We start from the raw sequence: 15,384 nt of genomic DNA, 5'->3' as shown, positions 1-15,384 counted from the left end.
GATGAGCACCACCACACGCTACACAGGCGTCGCTATCGCCCTGCACTGGGTCATCGCGGCGATGTTGATCGGCATGGTCTTCTATGCCTGGCACATGGAAGATCTCAAACACGCCCTGTTTGCGGGCGAGGATGTCTCGATTGGTGAGGTCCAGTTCGCCTATAACGCCCACAAGACGACCGGCCTGTTGGTCCTGTTTCTGTCGCTGGCCCGCCTCGCCTGGCGGCTCACCCATCCGGGGCCCGGCCTGCCCGACGGCATGACGCGCTGGGAACAACTGGCCGCGACCGGGACCCATTGGGCGTTCTACGCCATCATGATCGGCATGCCGCTGGGCGGCCTGATCGCCGCCTCGGCCGCTGAGCCACCGACCCTGTTGTTCAACAATCCCGATCTCGTCCTGCCCAAACTCCCGGTCCCGCAGACCGAAGGTTTCCAGTCCATCTCCGCCAGCCTGCACGGGGCCGGTGGCTGGGCCATTTTCGTGCTGACCGGCCTGCACGTCGCCGCAGCCCTTAAGCACCAGTTCATCAACAAGGATGGATTGATGGCCCGCATGATCCCCTTCCTGAAAGGCTGACGTCCATGTTGCGTACAACCCTCATTGCCCTGACCGCGCTGGCCGCCCTCACCGTGCCGGCAATGGCCCAGGACTGGACCATCGACCCTGACGTCTCATCGGTCGGTTTCGAGACCACCGTCTCCGGCGGTTCGGTGTCAGGCGAATTCGACAGCTGGACGGCCGAGATCACGCTCGATCCGGCCGATCTCGACGCAGCCCGCATCATTGCCAGCGTGACGACGGCCAGTGGCTCGACCGGCAATCGCCAGATGGATGACAGCATGCTGTCCAATGCCGGTCTCAACCCGACCGACTACGAGACGGCGAGCTTTGTCTCCGACGATATCCGCGCCACCGATACCGGCTATGAGGCCCATGGCGTGATGACCATACGGGGCACCGAGCGTGAACTGGTGATGCCCTTCACGCTCGACATCGCCGACGGCCGCGCCGTCGCCGATGCCAGCTTCGTCATCATCCGCTCCGAGTTCGGCGTGGGTGGATCGAGCTGGGGCTCGGCCGCCGCCGAAGTTTCGATGGTTCTCCATATTGAAGCGGATGCGGCGGACTGACTTGCGGCTTGGGCTTGCATGACAGGCGAATTGGGGAGTAGCTCATCGCCATGAGCGCCCCCATGCAACCCGCCTTGAGCAAACCCGCCCCGATCAAACCGGCCAGCGATCCGGCCGTGATAGAGGAGGCCGTGGCCATCCTCAAGGCCGGCGGCCTTGTCGCCATGCCGACCGAGACGGTCTATGGCCTCGCCGCCGATGCCGGCAATGCTGATGCCGTGGCGCGCCTGTATGCAGCGAAGGGACGGCCGCGCTTCAACCCGCTGATCGCCCATGTTGCCGGCCCCAACATGGCCTGGCGGCTGGCCGGCTGGCCCGATCTGGCCGACCAGCTGGCCGAAAGCTTCTGGCCCGGCCCGCTGACCCTTGTCCTGCCCAAACGCCCGGACGCGCCGATCGCCGACATCGCCAATGCCGGCCTCGACTCGATCGCGCTGCGCGCGCCGCGCCATGCCGCCGCCCAGGCCCTGATCCGGGCCTTTGACGGCCCCCTTGTCGCCCCCAGCGCCAACCCGTCCGGCGCTGTCAGCCCGACCACCGCCGCCCATGTCGCCGAAGGCCTGGGTGACCGGATTGACCTCATCCTCGATGGCGGCGCCTGCCCGGTCGGGCTGGAATCAACCGTCATCGCCCTCCTGGGCGGCACGCCGACCTTGTTGCGGCCGGGCGGGCTGGCCCGGCGCCAGATCGAGGCCATTACCGGCCGGCTGGCCGATGCCGGCGATGGCGAGGCCCTGCTCGCCCCCGGCATGATGAAAAGCCATTACGCGCCGAATGCGGCCATGCGACTGGGCGCTGAAACGGCACAGCCCGGTGAAGTCCTGCTGGGCTTTGGCACCATTTCCGGCGACCTCAACCTGTCGGAGACCGGCGACCTCGCCGAGGCCGCGACCGGTCTTTTCGCCGCCCTGCGGACCCTCGACGCCCGCGGCGCCACACGAATTGCGGTTGCGCCCATCCCCGATGAAGGCTTGGGTGAAGCCATCAATGACCGGCTGCAACGCGCCGCCGCGCCAAAAGACGACCTGATCTGACCCATCGACCAACCGGACCTGCCCGCCATGCCTGTTACCGAAACCGTCACCGCGACCCAGACACCCGCCGCCCGAGCCCTGCCCGACAGCCTCACCGCCCAGCTCAAGCAGGTCCTCGGTCCCAAGGGCTGGTCGCAGGACGCGCATGAACTCGCCCCGCACATTGCCGACTGGCGCGGCCGCTATCAGGGCGCGACGCCGATCCTTCTGAAACCGGCCAATACCGAGGAAGTCGCCGCCTGTGTCCGCTTGTGTCACGAGGCCGGTGTCGCCATCACACCGCAGGGCGGCAATACCTCGCTGTGCGGTGCCGCGACGCCGATGGGCGAAGTGCTGCTGACGCTCAAGCGCATGACCGGCGTGCGCGAGGTCGATGTCGACAATGACTCAATGACGGTCGAGGCCGGCTGCGTGCTGGAAAACCTGCAGACCCTGGCCGCCGACCATAACCGCCTCTTCCCGCTCTCGCTGGGTTCGCAAGGCTCGGCGATGATTGGCGGGCTGATCTCGACCAATGCCGGCGGTGTGCATGTGCTGCGCTATGGCATGACCCGCGAACTGGTTCTGGGCCTGGAGGCCGTCCTGCCCGACGGCACGATCTGGTCTGGCCTCACCGGCCTGCGCAAGGACAATACCGGCTATGATCTCAAGCAATTGCTGATCGGCGCTGAAGGCACGCTGGGCATCATCACGGCGGCCACCCTGAAGCTCTTTCCGCGCCCGGCCCGCATGGAGGTCGCCTTTTGCGGTCTTGCCAGCGCCGAGGATGCGGTCAAATTCCTCGGCCTCGCCAAACAGGTCTCCGGCGGCGCCGTCACGGCGTTTGAACTGATGCCGCGCATGGCGCTGGACATGGTGCTGGAACACGTCCCCGGAACCCGCGATCCGCTGGAAGGCGAACACGCCTGGTATGTGGTGTGTGAAATGAGTTTCGGCCGCGCCAACGGCGCGCGCGAGACGCTGGAAGATGCGCTGGGTCAGGGCTTTGAGGCCGGTCTCATCGCCGATGCCGCCATCGCCGAAAATGACAGCCAGATCCATGACTTCTGGCGCTTGCGCGAGACCATCGCCGAGGCCGAACGGGCCCATGGCAAGGCGGTCAAGCACGATGTTTCGATCCCGGTTTCGAAAATGCCGGCCTTCATGGCCCAGGCGACGACAGCTGTCGAAGCGGCGTTTCCCGGCGCACTGGTCATCGCCTTTGGCCATGTCGGCGACGGCAATGTCCATTTCAACGTCGCCGCCCGCGAAACCGGTGCCGATGATGATTTCATCGCCCAGGCCGCCCCGCTCTCGCGCCTGGTCTATGACCTCGTCGACAGCTTCGGCGGCTCGATCTCGGCCGAGCACGGCATCGGCATTTTGAAACGCGCCGAACTGGCCGCCCGCAAACCGGTCGATGTCGCGGTGATGCGAGCGATCAAGACCGCGCTCGATCCGAAGGGGATCATGAATCCGCGGGTCTTGCTGTAGCGATTGCTGGGGCTGGCCCTTCAGGTATCGGTAGAGCCAACGGTTATTCGGTCATGACCGCGGCGCTCCTGCGCGGAGCTGTCCATAGATCGCTTGTCAGCCAGCAGGCCGTATCCGCTTCTTCAGCTCAAGGGTGAAACCGCGAAGCGGCCCGACGGGCCCTTGACCTGAAGACCCGGATACGGCGGTCTCTCGGCAAGCGGTTTATGGCGGGGTTTGTGCCGGAAGCGCGGGGCGTAGAGGGAGACGATTGGCGCCTGCCCCGATTATTCGTCAGCCACTGCCCGCCAGCCGGTCCAGATAGTCACGACCGAAATCAACCTTCAGCGCCGCCCAGAGCGGCAGATGGTCAGACATCTGATGGGTCCGCCAATAGGTCTTGTAATAGAGTGATTTATTGCCGCGCGGCTTGCCGGACGAGGTGGTGCCATAGGCGTCACCCATGTCGGAAATATAGGTCGCCTCATCCTCCGGGCGGTAGACATGGTCATAGAAATTGAAAGCCCCGGACGCCAGGATCTGGTCCTTGCGCAGGTTTGGCGTCATGAACGCCATCTGGTCGAAAAAGCGCTCCTCCTTGCCAACATTGGTGACCTGCTGCAGGCCTTCGGGAATGACGAAGCCGGCCTCCGTCAAGGCTTTGAAGGTGACGTCGCCGGGATCAAAAATGTTGAAATCTCCCAGCAGGATCAGGTTCTCGGCCCAGGCATGATCTTCCTTGGCGCGCGCCGCCATGAACCGGGCGATCGCCCTGATTTCCGCCTCCCGCTTGGGGTCATCCGCCTTGCTCTCGCCGTAGACGATATGGACCGTCGACAGCATGAATTTGAACCAGCCAGTCTCGAAGCCGACCAGATAGGGCGTGCGGGCCAATTGCTTTGACGGCGTATAGACCAGCTTGCGGTTTTCATCGCGGGTCTCGATCGGCGGGATCACGACCTCGCCGGCCAGCCCGCCAAAGCGCACCTTGCGGCTGTCATAGAGGAAGGCCATGCGCTCCTTGTTGCCCTCGGAGCCGCCGGTGACATCGGTCACCAGGTATTTCCACCAACGCCCGAGCAGGCGGCGCAGTTTTTCCAGCGGCTCGGTATCGCGCCGCACTTCCTGGATCGCGACGAGGTCGAAGCGGGAGATGATCTCGGCGATATAGTGATAGGGCTCGACACCGCGCAGGCCGTAGGCCGGGCTGTCGAACTCGCGGATATTCCAGGTCGCGAGCAAGAGGGTATCATCGACGGTCTTCGGGAGGGTTTCGTCGGTCAGCGCATCGCCCAACCGGACCAGATTGGCCGCCACCCGGCGCTGGACCGGATCTGACCGGTCGAGATCATAGAAGAAGGACATCACGGTCTCCCCTGCATCGCGACTGCAGGGTACAACCAAAGCGGGCGGCGGGCCACTGGCAACGCGCCCGCCCGGGCCCTATCTTTGTCGGCAAGGAGATTGTCCATGCTGATTCTGCTTTCGCCCGCCAAGAACATGAATTTCGACGCCGTCGGGCGCGACCTGCTGGCGACCACGCCGGACCTGATTGGCGAGACGCGGATCCTGTCGAAGACGACGCGTCAGCTGACGGCCCCGAAAATCAAGGCGATGATGAAGATCAATGATGATCTCGCCCGCCTCAATCGCGAACGCTTCCAGGCCTTTGACGCCGATCAGCCGGGTGTGAAACAGGCCGCCTTCGCCTTCAATGGCGAGGTCTATCGCGGGCTCGAGGCGCACACGCTCTCGGCCGAGGATCTCGACTGGGCGCAAAGCCATCTGCGCATCCTGTCGGGCATGTATGGCGCCCTGAAACCACTCGACGCCATCCACCCCTACCGCCTGGAGATGGGCCGCAAGCTGCACACACGCCGCGGCGAGAGCCTGTATGATTTCTGGGGCGACCGGATCGCCAAGGAGCTCAACGGCCTCCAGGCCGAGGCCGCCGAACCGGTCATCCTCAACCTGGCTTCGAACGAGTATTTCAAGGCCGTCGACAGGAAGGCGCTGAAGGGCCGCGTCATCACCGCAACCTTCAAGGAAGAAAAGGACGGCCAGCTGCGCGCCCTCATGGTCTTCGCCAAAAAGGCCCGCGGCATGATGGCCCGCTGGGCCATCGAAAACCGCATCACCGACCCGGCCGACCTGGTCAAGTTCGACCTCGGCGGCTACCGGTTTGAAGCGGAGGGCTCGAGCGAAGGGGATTTGCTGTTCACAAGGCCGCAGCCAGCTGCGGCGGGGAAGAAGGCGGCTTAATCTCCCCACCGTCATCCCACGGTGACCGCGCAGCGGGCATCCGGGGGACCTCGACTGGCCGGTGGGCCTTGCGCGCACGAGCTTCCCCGTTTCACCCGGCGCTCCCAGCGCTGAGGTCCCCCGGATCACGGCTTTGCCGCGACCGTGGGATGACGATCGATTGAGTGCGAACAAGTTTTGCACTACTATAAATTGCATGGAAGACCGGGAAGGCACGATTGCCGTCTACATGATGGCCAGCCGGTATGATGGGCCGCTCTATACCGGTGTGACGGCCAACCTCCTCTGGCGGGTCCGGCAGCACAAGGATGGGAGCGCTTCCGGTTTCACCCGCAAATACAAATGCACGAGCCTGGTCTGGTGGGAACCGCACGGCGTTATCGTCGAGGCCATCCGCCGCGAGAAGCGGATCAAGAAATGGCCGCGCCGCTGGAAGGTCAATCTCATAGAGGACCGCAATCCACACTGGCGTGATCTCTGGGACGAACTCTGGGCCGTACCGCCCAACCCTGGCCTCAAACTCTAACTCTCCCCACCGTCATCCCACGGTGAGCGCGCAGCGATCATCCGGGGGACCTCGACTGGCCGGTGGGCCTTGCGCACGAGCTTCCCCGTTTCACCCGGCGCCCCCAGCGCTGAGGTCCCCCGGATCGCGGCGCGCCGCGACCGTGGGATGACGGTGGATGGAGAGCGCCTTCCCATGGGGAAGAAAGCCCCCACCCCTTGACCTCCCCGCCGCCATCCCGTCTCTTGCGGCGAGCGCAAACTTGATAGGTGGTTCATGTCTTCCATTCGCACTGATCTCACGGGCCAGGTGGCCATTATTACCGGCTCGACGAGCGGGATTGGGGCGGCGATGGCGGAGGCGTTGGCGGCCAATGGCTGTCACATCATTCTCAACGGGCTGGGTGATGCGAGCGAGATCGAGAGCCTGCGAGCCAAGATCGCCAGCGATCATGGGGTCGAGGTGCGCTACCATCCGGCCAATATGCTCAAGCCGGACGAGATCGCCGACATGGTTGCCTCGGCCGAGCGTGAATTCGGGCGCCTGGACATCCTCCTGTCCAATGCCGGCATCCAGCACGTCTCGCCGGTCGAGGATTTCCCGGCCGAGAAATGGGACGCCATCATCGCCATCAACCTGACCTCGGTCTTCCATGCGGCCAAGGCGGCGATCCCGGTCATGAAGCGCCAGGGAAAAGGCCGGATCGTCAATCTCGCCTCGGCCCACGGTCTGGTCGCCTCGCCGTTCAAATCGGCCTATGTCGCGGCCAAGCATGGGGTGATGGGTTTCACCAAGACTTTGGGCCTGGAGCTGGCCGAGGATGGCATCACCTGCAATGCGATCTGTCCGGGCTATGTGAAGACGCCGCTGGTGGAAAACCAGATCGCCGACACGGCCAAGGCGCGCGGGATTACCGAGGATGAAGTCGTGCGCGATGTCATGCTGGCGGCCCAGCCGACCAAAAAATTCGTCACCTATGAGCAGCTCGCCGGCGCTTTGCTCTATCTTGTCTCCGATGCCGGGGCCAATATGAATGGTTCCTGGATCAGCGTAGACGGCGGATGGACAGCCAAGTGAACGATAACGAAGCCATTCTCAAGATCGACTATAACGAGATACCGGTCACCGACATGGAGGCCGCCAAGGCCTTCTATGCCGGCGCTTTCGGCTGGAGTTTCATCGATTTCGGACCGGCCTATGCCGCCTTCGAGAATGCCGGGCTGGATGGCGGCTTGCGGCTCGAGGACAAGCCCTTCGCAGTCGGCTGCCTGATCATCCTCAAGGCCAAGGATATCCTCGCCGCCGAAGTGCGCGTTGAAGAGGCCGGCGGAACGATCATCAATCGCGAGGACTTCCCCGGTGGCCGCCGTTTCCATTTCACCGATCCCAGCGGCAATGAGCTGGCCATCTGGTCGCCCAATGGAAAATATGATCCCGCCGCTGCCATGGACGCCGCCAACGATCCGGACGAATGACAACGTCCGGCCCTGACCTGACCCGCCGCCAGCCCGTGCCGGGCGCCGGCATGGTGGTCTTTCGCGGCGATGACGTCCTGTTGATCAGGCGCGGCAAGCCGCCCTATGAGGGCCAGTGGTCGCTGCCCGGCGGCAAGATCGAATATGGCGAGACCGCCGCCGAAGCGGCCTTGCGCGAACTGGCCGAGGAGACCGGCACCACGGCACGCATTGTCGGCCTGATCGATGTCATCGACAGTATCGGCCTGCGCGAGCCGGGCCAGCCGGGCGACTGGCATTATCTGCTGGTCGACTTCGCCGGCGTCTGGACCGGCGGCGAACCGGTCGCGGCGGATGATGTCACCGAGGCGCAATTCTTCCCCTATCACGAGGCCATCGCGCGGACCAAATGGGACCGGACCCGTGATGTGATCGGCCGGGCCCGCGACATTGTCGCCGCCTTGAGCGCGCCACAATCCGTGCCATGATGCGCGCCATGCGCGCGCTCATCTCCATGTCTGTCCTGGTGACCCTTTTGGCGGCTCCGGCCCTGGCCCAGAAGCCGCGCAGCTTTGCCCGCCCGGAACCGGTTGCTGTCGCGGAGACAAATGAAGCCGCCCGCATCCAGCCCGGCCGGGACGACGGCATCAGTGACGAGATCCGCGAGGAGCTCGATCTCGAACGGACCCTGCCCTATCTGGCCTACACGCTGGGCGAGCTGCACTATCTGGCCTTTGCCTGCGGCGGTCCGGACGACCAGCAATGGCGCGAACAGATGGTCGAGCTGCTGGCCATGGAGGCCGCCGATGACCGTCGCTGGCGCGACCGTCTGATCGAGGGTTTCAATGATGGCTACCGCGCCCAGCAACGCTATCGCACCCGCTGCGGCCTAGAAGCCGATGCCGAACGCCGCGCCCTGGCTCACCGGGGCCGGGACCTGTCGGAAATGATGCGCGCGGCCTATTTCGACTGAGCGTCGTCAGGCGTCGACGCCCGGCACCCCCGCCTCCCAATTCATCACGCCAGGACTGTTCCTGCACCTCGCATCACAGGACGATGCAGAGGATCGGGCAGCGCCGAATGCACATGTCACCTTGACTACCCTCGATGTAACGTGTAGGTAACATAGGCATCAGTCATCGAGGGAGAAAATCATGGCAGACATCAACAAGCTGATCCGACAGCGCGACCGGACACTGGGCCTGGCGGCGCTCTCCTTCCTGTTGTGGCAGGGCGCCCAGCTGGCCCAGGACATCGGGCTCGAGCTGGGCTGGAGCGACGCGCCCCAGGACCTGTTCATCCTGATCCCCCTGCTGGTCGGCGCGATCGGCTGGGCAGCGGCGTCCGTCCTGTTTCTCCTCTATGCCAGCAAGGTCAGCCGCACCAGGACCCAGTCGGTGATCCAGGACGAGCTGTTCTGCCACAACCAGCGCATCGCCATCCGCACCGGCTTCATGGTTTTGATCGGGTCCATCTCGCTGCTGCTGGCAGCCGACCTGCTCATCGATTTCTCGGCCGCGATTGCCATCCGGGCGCTGCTCATCATCGGTATCTTCACCCCGCTGGCGACTTTCGTCCTGCTGGGCCGCGGCGGCGAGGGCGATGAGGAGGAGGCGGCGTGAGCCCCTCCGCCCTCGGCAACCGGCTGAAGGAGATGCGGGCCCGCCACGGCCTGACCCAGGCGCAACTGGCCGAGGCGGTCGGGGTGACGCGCAAGTCGATCAACACGGTGGAAAACCGGGTTTTTACCCCCTCCACCGTGCTGGCTCTCAAACTGGCCGCTGCGCTGAAAGTCAGCGTCGAGGAATTGTTCTACCTCGACGAGGAGTGAGGGCTAATCCGGCACGGCCCCGTCGATGGCGGGATTGGCTCCCCATCCGTCCCGTTCCCATTGTCATGAAGTCGCGGTAAGGATGGATCGCGGGATGCATGAGGGGACAAGATGTCAGATCGCCGGTCACAACTGGAATCTTTGAGTATAGATCGTGATGGGGGCGACAGCTCCGGCGGCGGTGTGTCGATTGTCACCACGCTGGTGATCGCCCTGCTCTTCGCCGCAGTTTCGGCTGGTGCGACCTGGTATCTGACCCGCAGCACCGCGCCGGCACCGCAACCCGTCGCTGCCGTGGAAACACCCGCCCCCGCCGCCGAGACGCCGGCTGAAGCGGCTGCCACACCGGCCCGCGCCACGCCGCGCAGTTCCGGCCTGGTGGCGACCGGCTATATCGTCGCCCGGCGCCAGGCGACAGTATCGGCCGAGATCACCGGCCGGATTTCCGAACTCCTGGTCGAGGAAGGGGCCCGCGTCGAAGAGGGCCAGATCCTGGCCCGTCTGGACGATACCCGCGCCCGTATCCAGCTCGACCTCCTGATCGCCCAGCGCAATGCCGCCGCAGCGCGACCGCACTCGCTGATTGCCCAGCTGGCCGAGGCCCAGCGGGTGCTGGAACGGGCCCGCACCCTCGCCGAGCGCGAGATCGGGTCCGAAGCCGCCGTCACGGCAGCGCGCACCCAGTTTGAAAGCCTGACCGCCCAGATCGAAGCCGCCCGCGCCGACTACCAGGCCGTCGCCGCCCAGGTGCGTGCCCAGGAAGACCTGATCGACCGCCATATCGTGCGCTCGCCCTTTACCGGCATTGTCATCGCCAAGAATGCCCAGGTTGGTGAAATCCTCTTTCCCGGCTCCGCCGGTGGCGGTTTCACGCGGACCGGTGTGGCGACGCTGGTCGACATGGAGTCGCTGGAAATCGAGGTCGATGTGAATGAAGGCCAGATCGGTCGCGTGACGCCCGGCCAGCGGGTCGAGGCGCGCCTCGATGCCTATCCCGACTGGCGCATTCGCGCCCATGTCGAGGCCATCATCCCGACCGCCGACCGCGCCCGCGCCACCATCACCGTCCGCGTTGCCTTTGACGAACGCGACGGCCGCATCCTTCCGGACATGGCGTCACGCGTCATTTTCGTCGAGTAAAAGAACTTTGATTTACAAAGCAGCTTCTTTGCTGCACGCTTGAACGAGACCGCCGACGCCCCGCTACGAGCGCGACGGCCAGCCGAACGAGGAACTGCCGATGACATCGCTCTACACCCTCACCGACCTGTCCAAACGCTATACGCGCGGCAAGGAGTCGATCACGATTTTCGAGGAATTGACCATGTCGATCCCCCAGGGTGACTTCATGGCGATCATGGGTCCGTCCGGTTCCGGCAAGACCACACTTCTCAACCTTCTCGGCGGCATCGACCGGCCCTCCTCCGGATCGGTCGATTGCGAGGGCGTGCGGGTCGACAAGCTGTCCGAGGGCAAGCTGGCCAAGTGGCGTTCACAGAATGTCGGCTTCATCTTCCAGTTCTACAATCTCATGCCGACGCTGACCGCAGCGCAGAATGTCGAATTGCCGCTCCTGCTGACCAATTTGTCCGGCAAGGCGCGCAAGGAACGCGTCGCCACGGCGCTGGACATTGTTGGCCTGGCCGATCGCAAGGGCCACCGGCCGCGCCAGCTCTCCGGCGGCCAGCAACAGCGCGTTGCCATCGCCCGCGCCATTGTCGCCGATCCCAAAGTCCTGCTCTGCGACGAGCCGACCGGTGACCTCGACCGCGTCTCGGCTGATGAAATCCTGGAGACGTTGCAGCTGCTCAACAAGGAACTCGGCAAGACCATCGTGATGGTCACGCACGACCCTTCGGCTGCCAAATACGCCCGCCGCGAACTGCATCTGGACAAGGGCCGCTTCGTCGAACAGGCGCAGGAGCCGGCGCAATGAATGATCTCACGCTGATCCGGAAGAACCTCTTCCGCAAAAAGCTGAGGGCGATCCTGCTGACCCTGTCGATCCTGATCGCCTTTTTGATCTTCGGCGTGCTCGGCGCCTTCTATTCGGTCTGGACATCGGGCGGGGCCGTGGCGGCTGACAACCGGCTGATCACCGTCAACCGGATCAATTTCACGGTCTCGATGCCCTACGCCTACTGGACCCGGGTTTCGGCCCTCGATGGCGTTGACAATGTCAGCCAGGCCAACTGGTTCGGCGGTTATTACCAGGACCCCACCCAGCAGGTTCAGACCTTTGCCGTCGACCCGGAGACCTATCTGACGGCCTATCCGGAACTGACAATGCCGGCGGAGCAACGCCAGGCCTTTCTGGAGACCCGCGACTGCCTGCTGGTCGGGACCGATCTGGCCGCCATGTACGGATGGTCGGTCGGCGATACCATCCCGCTCCTGTCCAATATCTGGCAAAAGACCGATGGCTCGGCGAGCTGGGAATTCAACATCTGCGCCATCTTCGACGCCGAAGACGACAAGGTGCCGGCCAATTACGCCCTGTTCCACTACGACTATTACAACGAAGCACTGGCCTTCAACACCGACCAGGTCGGCTGGCTGATCATCAACACAACCGACGCGTCGCTGAACGAACAGGTGTCACGGGCGGTCGATGAGATGTTCGCCAACTCCCCCGCCGAGACCGAAACAACCACCGAGGCCGCCTTCAATGAGGCCTTTGCCAACCAGTTCGGCAATATCGCCCTGATCCTGCTATTCGTGGTCGGCTCGGCCTTCACCACCATCCTGATCATTGTCGGCTTCACCATGGTGACCGCGATCAATGAGCGCACCGGCGAGATTGCCGTGATGAAAACCCTCGGCTTCCCGGCGCCACGCATCTTCCGCATGGTGCTCGCCGAGTCGGTCATGCTGAGCCTGGTCGGTGGTTTGCTCGGGCTTGGCCTGGCCCATCTGTTGATCAATGCGGTCGCCGGCTTCCTGGCGGCCTTCCTGCCCGGCTTTGCCCTGTCGGCCATGGTCTTCTGGGGTGGGGTGGGACTGGCTGTCCTGCTCGGCCTGCTCACCGGGATTGTCCCGGCCATCAATGCCCAGCGCGTGAAGATCATCACCGCGCTCAGCAATCAATAGGGGACGCGTCATGTTCAACCAAATCGGCGCTGTCACCCTTTTGAACCTGCGCTCAATCCCCCAGCGCGCCGGGCTGTCTCTGGCGACCATCATCTCGATCGCGCTGGTCACAGGTGTGTTGCTGGGCTTTCTCGCCATGTCGAACGGTTTCCGGGCGACCCTGCAGGGTACCGGCTCGGAGAATGTTGCCGTCATGCTGCGTGGCGGCTCACAGGCCGAACTCAATTCCGGTCTCGCCTCCAGCCAGGTCCGCCTGATCGAGGAAGCGCCCGGCATCGCCCGCGACGCTGACGGGGTCCCGCTGGTTTCGGGTGAGCTTTTCGTCATCGTCGACGGCATCAAGCGCTCGTCACAAACCGAGGCCAACCTGCCCCTGCGCGGTGTCGGCGAGCAGGCCCTGCGTCTGCGCGAAGGCTTCGAGATGCTCGAGGGTCGCATGTTCGAGACCGGCACCAACGAGTTGGTCGTCGGCGCCGGCGTGGTCCGCGAGTTCTCCAATTTCGATCTCGGAGAAACCATCCGCCTGGGCCCGAATGAATGGGTGGTGGTCGGCATTTTCTCGACTGGTGGCTCGGTGTTCGACAGTGAGATCTGGGCCGACATCGCCGTCATCCAGAACCTCTACAATCGCGGTACAGGCGTCCAGTCCATCCGCGCCCGTCTGACTTCGCCCGACGCGATCGAGGACCTGCAGGCCTATGCGGAAAACGAGCCGCGCCTCAATCTGGACATTCAAAGCGAGACCGACTTCTTTGCCGGTCAGGCTGGCGGCACGGCCGTCCTGATCGAATTTGTGGGCTGGCCGCTCGCCATCGTCATGGCCATTGGCGCCCTCGCCGGCGCGTGGAACACCATGTACTCCTCGGTGGACACACGCATGCGGGAGATCGCCACCCTGCGCGCCATCGGTTTTTCCGGCTTTGCCGCTGCCGTCGGCACCATGGTGGAGTCGCTCGTCCTGGCCGCAATCGGCGGACTGCTCGGTGCCGGCGCGATCTATCTGGCCTTCAACGGTGTCTCGGCCTCGACGCTGGGCTCAGGTTTCACCCAGGTGGTGTTCTCCTTCGCCGTGACCGGTGGATCAGTGCTCGCCGGCATGACAATGGCCGTAATCATCGGCTTCCTCGGCGGCCTCGTCCCGGCCATCCGCTCGGCCTATGTGCCGCTGCTGACGGTGCACCGGAGCGACTAGGGTCTTTTTCCTCCCCGGCCTGCCGGGGAGGGGGACCGCGTAGCGGAGGAGGGGTGCCGCGCAAATGCGCGGCTGATAGTCAGGTTATCGCGAACGCCCCCGGCGCGCTGCGCCGGCCCCTTCGACCCGATGCTGCGCATCGGCCCACTTCCCCAACAATGTCGGGGAAGAAAACCTATCCGTACCAGTCGTCCTCGGCGGCGCGGAGTTTTTCCTCGTCCTTGTGGGGCGGCAGGATTTCCATTTTCACATGGCGGCGGCGATTGGTGGAGATGACGAAGAAGCGCTTGTCGGGATAATCCAGTTTCGCCTCAAGCATGGCCGAGGTGATCAGGTCGACATTCTTGAGATCATCATCCGACATGCCGAAGGAGTGCGGCAGGTCACGGCCATACTCGTCCAGCCCCTTTTCCACGCACTGGCGGATGGCACGGCGCTTGAGGCCGGCCGTGGTCAGGTGCGGACCCAGCTCGTCACGGATTTCCGGGTTCGAGCAGGGATAGATGGCGAGGAAATTCGGTGTCTCGGGCAAGTGTCCGGCCTCGACAATCAGCTGCAGCGCCGCCTCGATGATCTCGCGCGAATGCTGGCGCGCCGTGACGATGGCGACAGGGCGCCGCTTGAGCACGGCGTATTTGAATATCTCCCAGGACGGGCCTTTCCACCCCGAGGAATCCATGGCCCGGCGCACATCACGCAGCAGGTATTCCTCGCCATTGCGGTCCTTGCCATCGGCAAACTCGCGATAGGCACGGGCCGGCGGATCGGCCCAGTCTTCCCACAGGCCCGGCACGCCGAGATAGGCCTTGATGTCTTCATACTCGTGCTGCCGCATGGCGCGTTCTTCACCGGTCATCGTGTTGAGCAGGTGAATGCGCGTCGGCAAATGGAGGATGTTTTCGTCGATATCGAAGAAATAGAAGCTCTGGCGTTCCACGGGCAGTCCTTGTGCGGTGTCGGCAGGCGACAGGCGCCGCCGGATGCCCGCCCGCTTACAGACCCGGGCGGCTCAACTCAATAGGCGGCGTAGGATTTCTCTTCGACGATGTTGGAGCCGAGCAGGAGATTGATCTCCTTTTTCAGCGCCGCGCGCTTGTCATTGGTGACATAGACGGCGCGGGCCAGACGGATGAATTCCGGACCGAAATCGCCGGCCCGCTCGCAATCGCGGATATCATCCTCGATCACCCAGAGCTCTTCATTGACGCTCTGCAGCGCCGCGTCGAGGCGCGACAGCTCATCGCTGGCCGGCACGTCCTTCGCCAGCGTCTCGTTGAGAATGCCCAGCTCGGTACGGACATTCTTCAGCTTGGCTTCGTCCTCGATACGTTCGGACTTGATGCGCAGGATGGTAATCTTGTCGATCAGCTCGCCCGGGGCGATGGCGGTGAGGATGGTCGTGGTCATGCGTGTTTTCCTTTGTCGGGCCG

At 64.0% G+C, this 15,384-nt stretch carries 19 protein-coding genes; 16 read left to right on the top strand and 3 right to left on the bottom strand.

Annotated elements, in window-relative coordinates; genetic code table 11:
- The first annotated feature begins 1 nt into the window (after position 1).
- Genes MMAR10_RS04310 through MMAR10_RS04295 form a run of 4 tightly spaced genes read left to right on the top strand, consistent with a single transcriptional unit; the run spans position 2 to position 3,641 of the window.
- The gene (locus tag MMAR10_RS04310) at positions 2-580 is read left to right on the top strand and encodes a cytochrome b (RefSeq protein ID WP_011642773.1); all 579 of its coding nucleotides are present in this window, start codon (positions 2-4) and stop codon (positions 578-580) included.
- Positions 581-585: 5 nt separating this feature from the next.
- Positions 586-1,134, top strand: a complete 549-nt coding sequence (locus MMAR10_RS16020) for a YceI family protein (protein WP_011642772.1) — start codon at positions 586-588, stop codon at positions 1,132-1,134.
- Positions 1,135-1,184: 50 nt separating this feature from the next.
- The gene (locus tag MMAR10_RS04300; RefSeq protein WP_011642771.1) at positions 1,185-2,168 is read left to right on the top strand and encodes an L-threonylcarbamoyladenylate synthase; all 984 of its coding nucleotides are present in this window, start codon (positions 1,185-1,187) and stop codon (positions 2,166-2,168) included.
- 27 nt (positions 2,169-2,195) lie between these two features.
- Entirely contained in the window at positions 2,196-3,641 is a 1,446-nt protein-coding gene (locus MMAR10_RS04295) for an FAD-binding oxidoreductase (RefSeq protein ID WP_011642770.1), read from the top strand.
- Positions 3,642-3,914: 273 nt separating this feature from the next.
- Here the strand turns inward: MMAR10_RS04295 and MMAR10_RS04290 are convergent, their stop codons facing one another.
- A complete protein-coding gene (locus MMAR10_RS04290; RefSeq protein WP_011642769.1) occupies positions 3,915-4,985 on the bottom strand; it encodes an endonuclease/exonuclease/phosphatase family protein in 1,071 nt (356 codons plus the stop codon).
- A gap of 105 nt (positions 4,986-5,090) precedes the next feature.
- On the opposite strand from MMAR10_RS04290, the gene yaaA reads away from it, so the two are divergent.
- The 12 genes from yaaA to MMAR10_RS04230 all read left to right on the top strand — a co-directional run bounded on the left by yaaA (position 5,091) and on the right by MMAR10_RS04230 (position 13,954).
- Entirely contained in the window at positions 5,091-5,882 is a 792-nt protein-coding gene (yaaA, locus tag MMAR10_RS04285; protein WP_011642768.1) for a peroxide stress protein YaaA, read from the top strand.
- Between the two features lie 196 nt (positions 5,883-6,078).
- Positions 6,079-6,408 (top strand): GIY-YIG nuclease family protein, encoded by a 330-nt coding sequence (locus tag MMAR10_RS04280; protein ID WP_041636774.1) that lies wholly within the window; start codon positions 6,079-6,081, stop codon positions 6,406-6,408.
- A 255-nt stretch (positions 6,409-6,663) separates the two neighbouring features.
- Positions 6,664-7,464 carry a 3-hydroxybutyrate dehydrogenase gene (locus tag MMAR10_RS04275; protein WP_011642766.1) on the top strand — a complete coding sequence of 267 codons (801 nt, stop codon included), beginning with the start codon at positions 6,664-6,666 and terminating at the stop codon, positions 7,462-7,464.
- Entirely contained in the window at positions 7,461-7,862 is a 402-nt protein-coding gene (locus MMAR10_RS04270; protein ID WP_011642765.1) for a VOC family protein, read from the top strand. Before MMAR10_RS04275 ends, MMAR10_RS04270 begins: the two co-directional genes overlap by 4 nt.
- Positions 7,859-8,329: an NUDIX hydrolase gene (locus MMAR10_RS04265; RefSeq protein ID WP_011642764.1), complete on the top strand. Its 471-nt coding sequence runs from the start codon at positions 7,859-7,861 to the stop codon at positions 8,327-8,329. Before MMAR10_RS04270 ends, MMAR10_RS04265 begins: the two co-directional genes overlap by 4 nt.
- A gap of 8 nt (positions 8,330-8,337) precedes the next feature.
- Positions 8,338-8,814 carry a TIGR02301 family protein gene (locus tag MMAR10_RS16015; protein WP_190273956.1) on the top strand — a complete coding sequence of 159 codons (477 nt, stop codon included), beginning with the start codon at positions 8,338-8,340 and terminating at the stop codon, positions 8,812-8,814.
- A gap of 181 nt (positions 8,815-8,995) precedes the next feature.
- The gene (locus MMAR10_RS04255; protein WP_011642762.1) at positions 8,996-9,463 is read left to right on the top strand and encodes a hypothetical protein; all 468 of its coding nucleotides are present in this window, start codon (positions 8,996-8,998) and stop codon (positions 9,461-9,463) included.
- Positions 9,460-9,672: a helix-turn-helix transcriptional regulator gene (locus tag MMAR10_RS04250; RefSeq protein ID WP_011642761.1), complete on the top strand. Its 213-nt coding sequence runs from the start codon at positions 9,460-9,462 to the stop codon at positions 9,670-9,672. Before MMAR10_RS04255 ends, MMAR10_RS04250 begins: the two co-directional genes overlap by 4 nt.
- Positions 9,673-9,783: 111 nt before the next feature.
- Positions 9,784-10,812, top strand: a complete 1,029-nt coding sequence (locus MMAR10_RS04245) for an efflux RND transporter periplasmic adaptor subunit (protein WP_011642760.1) — start codon at positions 9,784-9,786, stop codon at positions 10,810-10,812.
- Positions 10,813-10,912: 100 nt separating this feature from the next.
- Positions 10,913-11,608 (top strand): ABC transporter ATP-binding protein, encoded by a 696-nt coding sequence (locus tag MMAR10_RS04240; RefSeq protein ID WP_011642759.1) that lies wholly within the window; start codon positions 10,913-10,915, stop codon positions 11,606-11,608.
- The gene (locus MMAR10_RS04235; RefSeq protein WP_011642758.1) at positions 11,605-12,762 is read left to right on the top strand and encodes an ABC transporter permease; all 1,158 of its coding nucleotides are present in this window, start codon (positions 11,605-11,607) and stop codon (positions 12,760-12,762) included. Before MMAR10_RS04240 ends, MMAR10_RS04235 begins: the two co-directional genes overlap by 4 nt.
- 10 nt (positions 12,763-12,772) lie before the next feature.
- Positions 12,773-13,954: an ABC transporter permease gene (locus tag MMAR10_RS04230; protein ID WP_011642757.1), complete on the top strand. Its 1,182-nt coding sequence runs from the start codon at positions 12,773-12,775 to the stop codon at positions 13,952-13,954.
- 175 nt (positions 13,955-14,129) lie between these two features.
- On the opposite strand, the gene MMAR10_RS04225 is transcribed toward MMAR10_RS04230, so the two are convergent.
- Positions 14,130-14,891: a hypothetical protein gene (locus MMAR10_RS04225; protein WP_011642756.1), complete on the bottom strand. Its 762-nt coding sequence runs from the start codon at positions 14,889-14,891 to the stop codon at positions 14,130-14,132.
- 77 nt (positions 14,892-14,968) lie between these two features.
- Complete coding sequence (locus tag MMAR10_RS04220) at positions 14,969-15,361, bottom strand: DUF6165 family protein (protein ID WP_011642755.1); 393 nt, start codon at positions 15,359-15,361, stop codon at positions 14,969-14,971.
- Positions 15,362-15,384: the final 23 nt, after the last annotated feature.

This window comes from Maricaulis maris MCS10 (assembly GCF_000014745.1).
Lineage (GTDB): Bacteria > Pseudomonadota > Alphaproteobacteria > Caulobacterales > Maricaulaceae > Maricaulis > Maricaulis maris_A.
The sequence above is the reverse complement of the archived record's forward strand: the minus strand, read 5'-3'. Positions and strand labels throughout refer to the sequence as shown.